The following is a 13444-nucleotide window of genomic DNA, read 5'->3' on the forward strand; positions in this document are numbered from 1 at the left end:
TATAGGTTTTACACTTTCAAAAAAGCTATTCATTTAAAGTAGAATTTTAATTCTCATGCATTATCAATACTGGAATAGAAACTTCTTTTGTAATTTTTTGACTAAAACTTGAATCGAAAATAGATTCAAAGAAAGATCGTTTATGTGTAATTGTAGTTAAGATGTCAATGTCTTTAAAAAGCACAAAATCAAGAATTGTTTCTTTTACTTCGTCGCTTGGCAACACCAGAAATTCTACATTTTCGTTGGCAAATTCAGTCTGCCATTCTTTAATCGTCATATCGGAAACATCTGTAGTCGAAGATCGAACATAAAGACTTTTTACTTTTGCATCTGTTTTCTTCGCAATTTTAAGTACTTTTCTAAGTTCAGCTTTATCTTTTTCACGATACCTGGTCGTAAAACCAATTGTTTTGATTTTCTTAAATTTAGCATCAATCGGAACGCATAAAACCGGAACTTTTACTTCTGAAATTACCGAATTTGTATTAGATCCGGTAAAGAATTTTGTCCAGTCAGAAACGCCTGTAGTTCCCATTATTACAAAATCAATTTCATCTTCTTCAACCGCATTTTTCAGGTTATAAATCAAGTCACCATCCATCAGTCGGTGTTTTATTACGATGTTTTCAAGATTACGTTCGGCTGCAATTGCCCGAAGTTTTGGAATTTCATCCTTAAACATTTCAAATTTTGCCAATTCTATAGAACTGTATATCGATGCATAATTTTCTGGAAAAAACTGGCTGTCATAAACCGGAATCTCAAATGTATGCAATAAAACAAGTTCGGCTTTGACAACTTTGGCAAATTCTAAAGCGTGCACAAACGCATTTGTGGCTGCTTCAGAAAAATCGGTAGGGAATAATATCTTTTTCATTTTATTTCAGATTATAGGTTTGTTACTCAAATTTAATCATTCTAAATCCAAAACAACCTGATAATTATCAGGAATTTAACAGTTAATGATTTCTTAAATAATTGCCGGTTTGAACCTTTTTAAGAGATAACGAACCTGTGATTAAGACTTTAGAATTTTCTGCTTTTTTCTTACCTTTGCACCATGATAAATCAAGATTCTATAGTAGCATTAGCGACTCCTTCTGGAGCCGGAGCTATTGCTATCATTCGTATTTCAGGCGCTGAAGCTATTTCAATAGGAAATTCTGTTTTTAAATCCATAAAAAATAAAGACTTAACGAAGCAAAAAACACATACTTTGCATTTGGGTCATATTATCGATAATGAAAAAACACTTGATGAAGTTTTAGTTTCTGTTTTTAAAGGACCGAACTCCTATACAGGTGAAGATACGATCGAAATTTCATGCCACGGATCTACTTATATTCAACAGCAGATTATTCAGTTATTATTGCGAAAAGGTTGCAGAATGGCTGATGCTGGAGAATTTACATTAAGAGCTTTTTTAAACGGAAAACTGGATTTATCGCAAGCGGAAGCGGTTGCCGATTTAATTTCATCAGATAATGAAGCATCTCACCAAATTGCCATGCAGCAAATGCGAGGTGGTTTCAGCAACGAAATTGCCAAATTACGTGAAGAACTTTTGAATTTTGCTTCTTTAATTGAACTGGAATTAGACTTTGCAGAAGAAGATGTAGAATTTGCAGACAGAACGCAATTTCATGAATTATTAAATAGAATTGAATTTGTTTTAAAACGTTTAATAGATTCATTTGCAGTTGGAAATGTTATTAAAAACGGAATCCCAGTTGCCATTGTGGGAGAACCAAATGTTGGTAAATCGACTTTATTGAATGCTTTATTAAATGAAGAACGCGCCATCGTTTCTGACATTGCCGGAACAACCCGCGATACTATTGAAGATGAATTAGTTATTGGCGGAGTTGGATTTAGATTCATTGATACTGCCGGAATTCGTGAAACCAAAGATGTTGTAGAAAGCATTGGAATCAAAAAAACTTTCGAAAAAATTGAACAGGCTCAAGTTGTAATTTTCTTGTTTGATGGTTTCAAATTTCAAGTTTCAGGTTCTGACTATATTGTTGAAATTGAAAAAGTCAAAAATAAATATCCTCTAAAACCAATTTTAGTCGTTATAAATAAAGTTGATTTATTGAGTGAAACTGAAATTGATTTAATCAATAAAAAACTCGAGACTTTAGAATTAACGCTTTTAAAAATCTCTGCTAAAGAGAAAATTGGTGTTGAGGAATTAAAAGATAAATTACTTTCTTTTGTTAATACTGGAGCTTTACGTAATAATGAAACTATTGTCACAAATACAAGACATTATGATTCATTATTAAAAGCTTTAGATGAAATACAAAAAGTAAAATTCGGCCTTGAAACCAATCTTTCAAGTGATTTAATTGCGCTTGATATTCGTGAGGCTTTGTATCAATTTGGGCTTATCACAGGTCAGGTTTCTAATGATGAATTGCTTGGGAATATTTTTGCTAACTTTTGCATTGGGAAATAGAATAACAAAATAAAGAGGATAACAGGTATTTTCTTTTTTTATACTTTACAAACCAGTCCTTGATATAGAAAATAAAACAACAAAGCCACTGAAACGCAGTGGCTTTGTTATCTTTCTGCAAGAAATAAAAAATTTGAAAGTAATTTTGAAAAGTAAAATTGGTTTTTCAAGATTACAATATTCTAATTATTAAAGCTCTGACTTTAAATTTATCTTTCCTTTCTGAAGTCCTTTTCCTGTTACTTCTAATTGAATTGCGCCCGGAGTTTTGATCGCTTTAACCAAAACCACCAATTTTCCGCTGAAAAGCTTCATTTTATTCTCGTGAAATATTTCTAATGATGTAGCATCTCCATTACACGCAGCTCTGTAAGTTGCTGCGCCGGTAACTTTAAATTGCAACTCATTGATTGCTGTAGGACATGGAATTCCGTTTTTATCAACTACCGAAACCGTTACAAAAGAAATATCTTCGCCATCAGCTTTGATAGTTTGACGATCTGCATCTAGCACAATTTTATATGGATCACCTGCAGTTTTTACTTCGCTTTCTGCTGCTATTTTTCCATTCGAATCAAAGGCTACAACTTTTACAGTTCCAGGTTCATATTTAACATCATTCCACATCAGACGATAACGATTTTGCGGAGTTGAATTGTTTTTCTTCTGAATTCCCATACTTTTTCCATTTACAAAAAGCTCAGCGCTGTCGTAATTGGTGTACACAAAAACCGGAGTAATTTCGCCTTCTCTTCCTTTCCAGTTCCAATGTGGTAATATATGAAGCGTTTTATCCGTCGTATTCCATCTGCTTCTGTAAAGATAAAAACGATCTTTAGGAAGTCCTGCCAAATCTGAAATTCCAAAATAAGAACTTCTTGATGGCCATTTTTCGTCATAAGGCGTAGGTTCTCCTAAATAATCAAAACCTGTCCAGACAAATTCGCCAATAACCCAAGGTTTGTCATCCTGAAGTACAAAATCTTCATCAGGAACATTGGACCAGTCGCATGCTTCAAGATCGTACGACGAACTTTGAAAATCATCATATTGCTTATTCTTTGCTTTTACAACAGGAAATTTATAAATTCCTCTTGAACTTACTGTAGAAGCCGTTTCAGAACCCAAAATAAATCCTTGCGGAAATGTTTTATACGCTTCTTCATAAAGATGTACTCTATAATTTAATCCCGGAATATCGAGCAAAGCTCCAAAGCCAGATTCCATAGTTGCTTTTACCTGATCCATACCAACAGTAACAGGTCTTGTAGGATCTTCACGGTGAAAAATGTCCTGCAGCCATTTGGCACGTTTTACCCCTTCAGCTCCCCATTGATCCGGAACTTCATTTCCTGAACTCCACATTACAATACAAGGATGATTTCTTGTGGCTCTAACTAAATTTACAATATCTTTTTCTGCATATTCTTCAAAAAAGCGGTGATATCCGTTTTCAACTTTTGGTTTTGCCCATTCGTCAAAACTTTCAGCCAGAAACATAAATCCCATTTCGTCAGCCAATTCAAGCTGTTCAAAAGAAGGCATATTATGAGAACTTCTAATTGCGTTGCATCCCATATCTTTTAGAATCGTCAATTGTCTGCGAAGTGCCGCTTTGTTTACAGCCGCGCCAAGAGGTCCTAAATCATGATGAAGACAAACTCCTTTAAATTTCGTCACTTTACCATTAAGGCTAAATCCTTTATTAGCTTCGTATTTAATAAATCTTATACCAAATTTTATGTTTTGTTCGTCTTTTAAAGTTCCGTCGACTGCGTATAATTTAGTTGTCGCAGTATATAAATAAGGCGTTTCAGGACTCCACAAATGAGGGCTTGCAACTGACATTACTTGATGGAATTTTCCATCCTTAATTTCTGTATCTTTTTGTGTTGCTACTATATTATTATCAGCATCTTTTATTTGGGTTACCATTGATACATTACTGCCATGAACTTCAGCTATTATATCAACAACAGCATTATTATCTTTCATGTCTGGAGTTGTAATAAAAGTGCCCCATTGTGCGAAACTTTCCTCCTCTTTTACTTCAATACTAACTTTTCTATAAAGACCTGCACCCGGATACCATCTTGAAGAAAATGGCAAATTCGTCAATTTTACAGCCAATATGTTTTCTGATCCTACTTTAAGATCGTTAGTAATATCGATATAAAAATAGCTGTATCCATAACCCCAATTTCCTATTTTTTTTCCATTCAAAAAAACCTGAGGTTCGCTCATCGCGCCTTCAAAAATAAGAAGTGCTTTCTTTCCTTTTTTAAATTCCGGAAGCGAAAATGTATTGCGATACCAGCCTGTTCCAATATGCGGAAGTGCTCCTGTACGGCCTGTTTTTTCGGTAGGAACTTTTTCTCCGTTTTGTTCAATTGCCGAAACTTGTTTATCCCATTCTTTATCAAAAGGTCCGTAAATTGCCCAATCGTGAGGAACACTTACTTTTTCCCATTTTGAAGCATCAAAATCTACAGAAAAAGCATCTCCTTTTATCTCTTTAGAAAAGCGCCAGTTATCTTTTAAAACAACATTAGTAGATTGTGACCTCATTTTTCCAGATGAAAAAACAAGTAGAAATAAGAATAATACTGATTTAAAAATTAATTTCATTTTCTGTTTTGATTTTTTCACCCTTCAGATATTAAGGTAACTCGTTGAACATAATAATTTTTAACACATAGAAACATAGGATTATTGAACTCAAAAAAGGCGTTTCACTTGCATTAACAAATCCCGATAGCTATCGGGACTATGTGTGAGAAACAAGTTTCTTTCAATAATCTTTTTCAAACACATAAAATCTATGTTTCTATGTGTTTAGTTTTTTTATGCATTATTAAAAACAAGCTTAAATCACTTAATATCTTAATGGTAAAATTTAATTGTTTATTTAATTTTTGAAAGCATCTAATGCCGGCGAAGGTTTTCCGTCAGAAAGCCAGGCATTAAGTTGATAACCGCTCCAGCTTTTTTCGCCTTGTGGTTCCCAATAAATAACTCCTAAACCTTTATTATTGGGCACGCTTTTTACCGCTTTTATTGTGGCTTCAAGCATTTCTTTGGTATTTTGTACTTGTTCAAAATCACCACCAACTTCAACAACCATAACTTCTTTGTTGTAACGTGAAGCCATATCTTTTAGATTATTCTCTAAATCTAAAATGGTACTTTGATAATCGGTTTTGATCCAATATGGATAATATGACAATCCTATTACATCATATTTCACCTTATTTTCTGTGGCTTTATCAAAAAACCATCTGAATTTTTCACTTTTATTTCCTTCGTCCAAATGAACAATTACTTTAATTTTTGGATCGATAGCTTTTGTAGCTTCATATCCTTTATCAAGCAATTGTGCTAATTGCTTAAAATTATCGGTGCTGCCTTCCGGCCAAAGCATACCACCGGGAATTTCATTTCCAACCTGAACCCATTCTGGAGTTACTCCGGCTTTTTTCAACAGTTGCAAAACATCATAAGTATGCTGATAAACATCGGTCAACAATTCCTCAAAAGAATGTTTTGCCCATGCCGCAGGTTTATTTTGTTTTCCCGGATCTGCCCACGAATCGCTGTAATGAAAATCGATCATGATGCGCATTCCCATTTTTTGCGCGCGAACCGCCATGACAACTGTTTCTTGGGGACTACAGTGGCCGCTGGCTTTATCATCATTGGGGTTTACCCAAACGCGCAAACGAATGGTATTTATGCCGCGATCTTTTAATAATTGCAGACAGTCTTTTTGAGAACCGTCTGCATCATAAAATTTATAACCTGTTGCTTCCATTTGCGGCAGCCAGCCCACATCTGCTCCGTTTGAAAAGGACTTTTTTTCGCTGATCATTTTTGATTTACATGAAGTAAAAGCAATACCCATCAGCATTAAAAAAGAGGCAATTTTAAATATTTTTTTCATGTTTTATTCTTTACTGAAAGCTTGCATTACTGATAAGGCATTATTATCAAAACTGTATAAAGCCTGATTTTCAAATGTAGAACCGCTTTGAGATTGTGGGCCTTTAAAAGCAACCCATTCTCCACCCCAATACGCAAATCCTTGTCCGAATTCTGATGTTTTTACCAGGTTTTTAATATCCATAACAAAAGTTCTTTGTCCGGCAGGAGTTGCAGGATATCCCGGAACTAACTGATCACTCGTACCAACAATATTGTTAGTTTGATCGTTATGCAATAAAGTAAAAGGATAAGCGGTTTCTGCAATCAGGACTTTTTTACTGAATTTCTTTCCTAAAGCATCAATAGTATTTTTTACTTCATTTAAATCTTTACCATGCCAAACAGGATAATACGATAATCCGATATAATCGTAATCAACACTTTTCATTTTATTAAAAAACCAATCTGTCCCGCCCCCATTTACACCAGCATAATGAATCATTATTTTTGTACTTGGTGATTTACTGCGAACCGCTGCGCTTGCAGCACTTAATATTGCAATACATTGTTGTTCGTTACTGATTAAGTTTCCTTGCGGCCACAATAATCCGCTATTGATTTCATTACCAATTTGAATAATATCAGGATTGATTTCTGACATTATTGTTGCTGTGTAATTGGTAACAGCGGTTTTTAAATCGGCGAAATTTAGATTTTTCCATTCTTCCGGAGTTGTCTGAACACCCGGATCAGCCCAATTATCAGAATAGTGAACGGTAAGCCAGACTCTTAAACCGGCCTGTCTTGCTTTTTGAGCCAGCTGTTTTACTTCGTTTAAGCCGGAACGACCGTTTACAGGATTTTTCCATAAACGAATTCGGACTGTATTACAACCTGCATTTTTTAGTGTTGTCAGCATTCCTTCGGCTTTGCCATTGCTGTAAAATTTAGTTCCTAAAGATTCCATTTGAGGAAGAAAAGAAACATCTGATGCTCTGATAAAAGTATCCGTTGCATCTGGCGGGTTAACAGCTGCAGCTTCGTCTGCATCATTGCCTGAGCACGAAAATTGAATTGCTGTTATGGCAAGTAATCCAAGAATTTTTATATATTTTTTCATAGTTTGAATTGTAGTTAGTGAAATTTTGAATTTAAAGAAGAAGCCTCAAAATAAGCTGAGGCTTCTCTTATTTTTTAATTCAATTTATGGAGTTGATATGAACATATAACGACCGTCTAGGTCATTGAACCAGATTTCATATTTTCCAGCTTCTACAATAATATCTCCGCCATTATCACCCCAGCTTACATCCCAGCTATTGTTTGCTTTGAATTTCATTTTTCCGGCTTTTAAAGTTTGCGTAACTTTCCAGATATGGGCATCAAAATCAGATTTCACTAAAGGAACTTCAGTATTCCAACCTGTATCATCGCCTGTTAATACAGATCCTGTCAATCCAATTGTTGCATACGTTGTCATTGGTCCTGTATAAGGTGTGATTTTGTATGTCAATTCTTCAAGGTTAAGTTCAAAACTATAATAACCTGAAGCTGTAGTTGGAAACACACCCGGATCAGTATCGCTTTCTGTTGCTCTGTATTGTACTTTGGCACCATTTGTTCCATAAGCCGGAGCCCAGAAACCAATTTGCTCGATTAATTTAAAACCATCTTTATTAAAATATCCGGTATAATAGAACTTTGCATTTTCCTTTGTATCTCTGTAAATTGGCATATTATTGCTCGTTACGCTCCAACCTGCAGCAGTACCAGGACCAACTAGAAACAAATCAATTTTAGGAAACACACCTCTGTAAGGTGTTAATGCAATCGTAATTGGCGTAGAAAATTTTGGTTCTGAAAGTGTTGTTCCAACTGTAGATTTAATTCTCACATCAATTGTTCCTTCAACACTGGCTGTAAGTCCAAGTTCCAGCGCTTTTGCATTCAGTTCTGCAACTGTAATAGCGGCATGAGTACTTGTAGAAGTTGTAATATCCAGCGGTGCTGCAAACTCTGTATTACTCGCGGCAAACTGCACTGTATAGGTAACAATTGTTGGGGTTCCGTAATTTACTTTTTCCCAGGTTACAGTCAGGGCTGTATTGTTTGGTGTGTCTTTATTTAAAATTGTAGAAGATCCACTTTCTGGCGTTATGATAGAAAAAGCAGCTTCCTGAGGCTCTAAAATCATTAAATTTTCTTCGTTTTCACAAGACCAAAATCCTGTAAGTAAAACAACAGCTATAAATAATTTATATATAAGTTTCATTTTGTATATCGTTTAAGTTTAAAAAAAGTTTTAGTAACCCGTGTTTTGAGTTAAATTTCTATTGGCTCCCAATGATCCTTCCGGAATAGGAAAAACACTCATATATGAAGGAATAGAGATTCCTTTTGAAGAATTTCCTTTCCATGCCCAGTTATAAGATCCTCCGGTATATTTTCCAAAACGAATTAAATCTTGTCTTCGGTGTGCTTCCCAGTGTAACTCTCTTGCTCTTTCATCAATTAAAAAATCAAGTGTTAATTCACTTAAAGTAATGTTTCCAACAGTCGAATTACTATTGGCTCTTTGTCTTAAAGCATTTACATAATTTAAAGCCTGAGCAGTTGTCCCGTTTCCGCCTCTTAAAGTGGCTTCGGCATACATTAAATAAACATCGGCTAATCTGAATAATGGGAAATCTGTATCAGCATAAGTAGAACTGATTCCGTTAACTCCTGTCGAAGTTTTATTTGAGAATTTAGATAAAATATAGCCTTGTGTTTTTACACCAATATCTTCAATATCAATAGATCTTTGTTTTCCCGGATCACCCTGAACTCCTTTTCCTATTGTATTTCTGGTATCCTGACTGAATTTTGCACCATCAAATTTTTGAGCAAATTCTTTTCTAATTCTAAGTGCTCCTGTCCAGCCGCCAATTCCAAAATCAGCACCATTATTTTCCCAGGCACCAATTTGTCCGTTTGTTAAAACAGTTGTTGCGCCCCAGTTTTGAGAAACTGCTCCATCAGACTGAATTCCGAAAATAATTTCCTGAGAAGTGTTGTTGTCTGCCTTAAAATTGTCCAGATATTTTGATTTCAAAGTATAACCGTCGTCAATAATTTCGTTGCACATTGTAATACAATCATCAAAACGATTGGCCTGAATATATACCTGGGCATTCAAATACATTTTAGCCAAAATCATGCGCGCCATAGATTGGTCTAATCTTCCGTATTCATTTGTTCTGGGTGCTTTTAAATCTGGTAAAACGGCTTTTAATTCACTTTCGATAAAATCAAATAATTGCTTTCTGTTAAACTCAGGTCCGGTAAAATTTACAGGATCATTTTCGGTATACATTGGTGCTTTTCCAAATAAGTCCATCATATTGTAATAAGCATACGCTCTTAATACGCGAACTTCTTTGCGATAAAGCTCAATATCAGCTGTATTTGTAATACCTCTTGAATTTAATTTTTCTGGTGTGCTTTGACGTAAAAACTCGTTTGCATACGATACAGAAACCATCGTTCTGCTAAACATTCCTAAAATAACAGGATTTGCAGGTGTCCAGATATTACGCTGTAATTCTGCCGTTCCTCCGTCATTTTCATAACTCCAAACCAATTCGTCTGTTGTTAATTCCTGCAAGTATAATAAACATCTTGTAAACTGGCTTGTTCCGGCGTCTACACCTTCAAGTGAAGAGTTATCAGGACCCAAAACTCCTGTCAAGGTTAAATTTCCGTACACTCCGGCAAAAGCTTTTTTGTATCCGTCAGGTGTAGAAAATAGTACATCAGAAGAAAGAACGTCGTCATCTTTCGAAACTACATTTAAATCATCTGTACACGACTGAAAAATTACAGTCAATGCAACTATTGTTAGTATTATATATTTTTTCATGATTTCGTTATTAAAATTTAAGATTAACACCAAACAGGATTGATCTTTGTCTTGGATAAATCGTTTTATCGACACCGTTATTTGTAATTTCAGGATCTAAACCACTGTATTTTGTAAGTACAAAAACGTTTTGAACTCCGGTTGACACTCTTAATGAGGTTTTACTGTTTAACCAGTTATTCAATGTATAACCTAACGTAACGTTGTCTAATTTTAAGAACGAAGCATTCTCAATATAAAGATCTGATAATACAACATTTGAAGTAGTTTGAAAATTAGTTTCTGTTACCTGAGATGGAATATTACTTAAAACACCTCCGTTTTCCATAGCGTCATATTGTGCTCTGCTGGCATCTACGGCATTAAAAATTCGATTACCTACACTTGCTCTTAAATTGAATGAAAAGTCAAACTTTTTGTAATTCATATTAGAGGCAAATCCTAATGTAAAATCGGGATCCGGATTATTATAAATGTATTTATCTGAATCATTTTTAATATTATCACCATTTAAATCTGCAAAAGCACCATCGATTGGTTTTCCTTCGTTGTTGTATAATTGCTTGTATACGTAGAAAGAATAAGGCGTATATGCTTCTCTGAAAATTTGTCCCGGAGTTCCTGTTCCCGCGATATTGTCTCCTAAAAAGATATCAGTTCCGTTAACCAGATTTTTGATTCTTCTTTCGAATTTGGCAATATTAAAGTTCATATTCCAGTTAAAATTTTGTGTTTTAACGGCGTTCGCATTAAGTGTAAACTCTACTCCTTTTGTGGTAAAACTTCCAACATTTTGATATACTCGGTTAGAGAAGTTACTACCATCAGATATTGCTGCGTTTACTAATAAATCTTTAGATTCTTTGTAATACACATCAAGTCCGGCAGATAAACGATTGTCTAAAAAACCAAAATCAAGACCTGCGTTGTATGAAGTTGTTTCTTCCCATTTCAAATTGTTTGTTCTTTTTGAAGGAAGTGCAACCGGAACCGGACTATCTCCAAAATAATACTCCGAATTTCCTCCTCCAACTTGGTATTTCTGCAAATATCCGTTTGGCTCAGGAATATCTTGTTGTCCTGTTATACCATAACTTAATCTTAATTTTAAATCAGATAAAACCGTACTGTCTTTAAAGAAATCTTCTTTGATTTTCCATGCAAATGCTGCCGATGGAAAATTCCCCCAACGATTCGCTTCTTCAAATCTTGAAGAACCATCTCTTCTGTAAGATAATGTCAATAAGTATTTATCTCTGAAATTTAAATTTGTTCTGGCAAAGAATCCTAACAAAACAACATCTGTATCGAGAGTAGTTTCAGGAAATGTTGATGGTAAATCCGGATTTAAAACATTTCCTGTTTCAAATCTTGAGCTTTGAAATTTTTGATACGAATAACCACCCGTCGCTTCAAAATTCAACGACTTAAATGTTTTATTATAAACTAAATACGTGTCTAATAATTTATTTTTTCTTGTCGCTTCTGTATATTCATTTGTACCATACGGAATGTTGTTGTTTGATGGAGCAGAACCGGCATCAGCACCAACTAATCTTCTTCTTTCTCCATTCGATTCATCAAAACCAATATTTACAACGGCTCTTAAAGCAGGAAGAAAATGAAATTTATAGTCAATTTCAAAATTTCCAAAAATTCTCTCATTAGTTCCTCTGTCATTTGTATTCAACAATTGCGAAACAGGATTTCTTGCTGCAGTTGAAACTAATGGATAATTTCCGTTGGCATCAACTCCGGTAGTATATTCAAAATAGCCTCCATAAGGTGCACCTTCAACTTTTATTGGCTGTGTTGGGTCAAAACCAATAGCAGCTCCTTCAACAGCATCTGTAAATCTGTTAATTTCGTCTGTATAATTCGCCGAAAGCCTCAATTTTAAATGATTGTCAAAGAAAGCTGGATTCATTACCAAACCAACCGTATTTCTTTTAAAATTATTGGTTAAACGCAATCCTTGCTGATCTGTGCTTCCTAAAGTTAAACTTGTTGGAATGACATTGAATAAATTTCCTCTAACGGCTAAACTTTGATCTACCGTTCCGGTGTTTCTGTAAATTGCTCTTTGCCAATCTGTATTTGCAGTTCCCAGCTTATTTAGATCATCGCTTCTTCTGTCAGCAATCACACTTCTAAATTCATCGGCACTAAAAACATCAACCGTTTTAGTCAGTCTGCCCGCTGCATATTGTACATTATAATCTACAGATAATGTTTTGCTACCTTTTTTGGTAGTTATAATAATTACACCATTTGAAGCGCGAGAACCATAAATTGCCGAAGCCGAAGCATCTTTTAAAACCGTTATCGATTCAACAGTTGCTGGATTTAATGATGCTAAAAAGGAAGAAGATCCTGTATTTGTAGCATTATCAAGAGGTAATCCGTCAATTACAATAAGAGGATCGTTACTTGCAAAAAGCGAACTTCCTCCTCGAATTCTAATTTGAGAACTAGAACCCGGAGCACCCGTTGAATTTACGGTTAAACCCGCTACCCTTCCATTAAGCAAATTTTCTGTTGTAATGTTATTTCCTTTGTTAAAGTCTTTTGTAGTCAGTGCCGTAACAGATCCCGTAGCATCTTTCTTTTTAACGCTTCCATAACCTACCTGAACTACTACTTCTTTTAATAAATTAGTGTCTTCTTCAAGATATACCGTTATATTTTTCTGTCCGGCAGCCGGAATGGTTTGATTGCTGTAACCAGTATAGGAAAATGTAATTTTATAATCTGCTTTTACTCCAGATAATTGAAATTTTCCGTCAAAGTCAGTCGTGGTACTGATATTTGCTCCTGATACTTTTATATTTACTCCCGGTATGGGCTGCTTGGTAGACTTTTCCAAGACAACGCCGCTAATTGTGTTCTGAGCAAAAACACAAAAAGGAAGTAAGAGTAATAAAAGTAAAAATTTGGTTTTAATTCTTTTCATACTTTTTTTAAATTGGTTTTGTTTAAGTTAGTTTTTGTTAATTGGTTTGGTTACAAATGATTGCAGTCATATAATTTTTAAAGAAACAAAGGGTATTTCTTTTGGATAATTGTTTCTGCAAAATCGTTTCTTAAGATTATAAAATGCTTCTTAAAATAAGCTTACTCTCTTGTTGTTTTTTAGAATAAAGAAAGATTTCTTCTGG

The 13444-nt window shown here is 34.7% G+C and carries 8 protein-coding genes; 1 reads left to right on the top strand and 7 read right to left on the bottom strand.

Annotated elements, in window-relative coordinates:
- Positions 1-46: 46 nt before the first annotated feature.
- Positions 47-880, bottom strand: coding sequence for a universal stress protein (locus B3C18_RS14285; protein WP_291147893.1), 834 nt, complete (start codon positions 878-880; stop codon positions 47-49).
- 183 nt (positions 881-1063) lie between these two features.
- On the opposite strand from B3C18_RS14285, the gene mnmE reads away from it, so the two are divergent.
- A complete protein-coding gene (mnmE, locus tag B3C18_RS14290; RefSeq protein ID WP_291147895.1) occupies positions 1064-2464 on the top strand; it encodes a tRNA uridine-5-carboxymethylaminomethyl(34) synthesis GTPase MnmE in 1401 nt (466 codons plus the stop codon).
- 189 nt (positions 2465-2653) lie between these two features.
- Here mnmE and B3C18_RS14295 read toward each other — a convergent pair whose 3' ends face one another.
- From B3C18_RS14295 to B3C18_RS14320, 6 genes are all read right to left on the bottom strand, one after another.
- Positions 2654-5092, bottom strand: a complete 2439-nt coding sequence (locus B3C18_RS14295; protein WP_291147897.1) for a DUF4982 domain-containing protein — start codon at positions 5090-5092, stop codon at positions 2654-2656.
- Positions 5093-5372: 280 nt separating this feature from the next.
- Positions 5373-6404, bottom strand: a complete 1032-nt coding sequence (locus B3C18_RS14300) for a glycoside hydrolase family 53 protein (RefSeq protein ID WP_291147899.1) — start codon at positions 6402-6404, stop codon at positions 5373-5375.
- 3 nt (positions 6405-6407) lie between these two features.
- Entirely contained in the window at positions 6408-7505 is a 1098-nt protein-coding gene (locus B3C18_RS14305) for a glycoside hydrolase family 53 protein (RefSeq protein WP_291147901.1), read from the bottom strand.
- An 84-nt stretch (positions 7506-7589) separates the two neighbouring features.
- Entirely contained in the window at positions 7590-8657 is a 1068-nt protein-coding gene (locus B3C18_RS14310; RefSeq protein ID WP_291147903.1) for a SusE domain-containing protein, read from the bottom strand.
- Positions 8658-8687: 30 nt separating this feature from the next.
- Complete coding sequence (locus B3C18_RS14315) at positions 8688-10286, bottom strand: RagB/SusD family nutrient uptake outer membrane protein (protein WP_291147905.1); 1599 nt, start codon at positions 10284-10286, stop codon at positions 8688-8690.
- A gap of 10 nt (positions 10287-10296) precedes the next feature.
- Positions 10297-13239, bottom strand: coding sequence for a SusC/RagA family TonB-linked outer membrane protein (locus B3C18_RS14320; protein ID WP_291147907.1), 2943 nt, complete (start codon positions 13237-13239; stop codon positions 10297-10299).
- Between the last annotated feature and the right edge of the window lie 205 nt (positions 13240-13444).

Source organism: Flavobacterium sp. UBA7680 (assembly GCF_002482975.1).
In the GTDB taxonomy this organism is placed as follows: domain Bacteria; phylum Bacteroidota; class Bacteroidia; order Flavobacteriales; family Flavobacteriaceae; genus Flavobacterium.

Bases quoted from the DNA above. Each gene is read 5' to 3' on its own strand.
- B3C18_RS14285 (WP_291147893.1), bottom strand. From the start codon at position 880: ATGAAAAAGATATTATTCCCTACCGATTTTTCTGAAGCAGCCACAAAT.
- mnmE (WP_291147895.1), top strand. From the start codon at position 1,064: ATGATAAATCAAGATTCTATAGTAGCATTAGCGACTCCTTCTGGAGCC.
- B3C18_RS14295 (WP_291147897.1), bottom strand. From the start codon at position 5,092: ATGAAATTAATTTTTAAATCAGTATTATTCTTATTTCTACTTGTTTTT.
- B3C18_RS14300 (WP_291147899.1), bottom strand. From the start codon at position 6,404: ATGAAAAAAATATTTAAAATTGCCTCTTTTTTAATGCTGATGGGTATT.
- B3C18_RS14305 (WP_291147901.1), bottom strand. From the start codon at position 7,505: ATGAAAAAATATATAAAAATTCTTGGATTACTTGCCATAACAGCAATT.
- B3C18_RS14310 (WP_291147903.1), bottom strand. From the start codon at position 8,657: ATGAAACTTATATATAAATTATTTATAGCTGTTGTTTTACTTACAGGA.
- B3C18_RS14315 (WP_291147905.1), bottom strand. From the start codon at position 10,286: ATGAAAAAATATATAATACTAACAATAGTTGCATTGACTGTAATTTTT.
- B3C18_RS14320 (WP_291147907.1), bottom strand. From the start codon at position 13,239: ATGAAAAGAATTAAAACCAAATTTTTACTTTTATTACTCTTACTTCCT.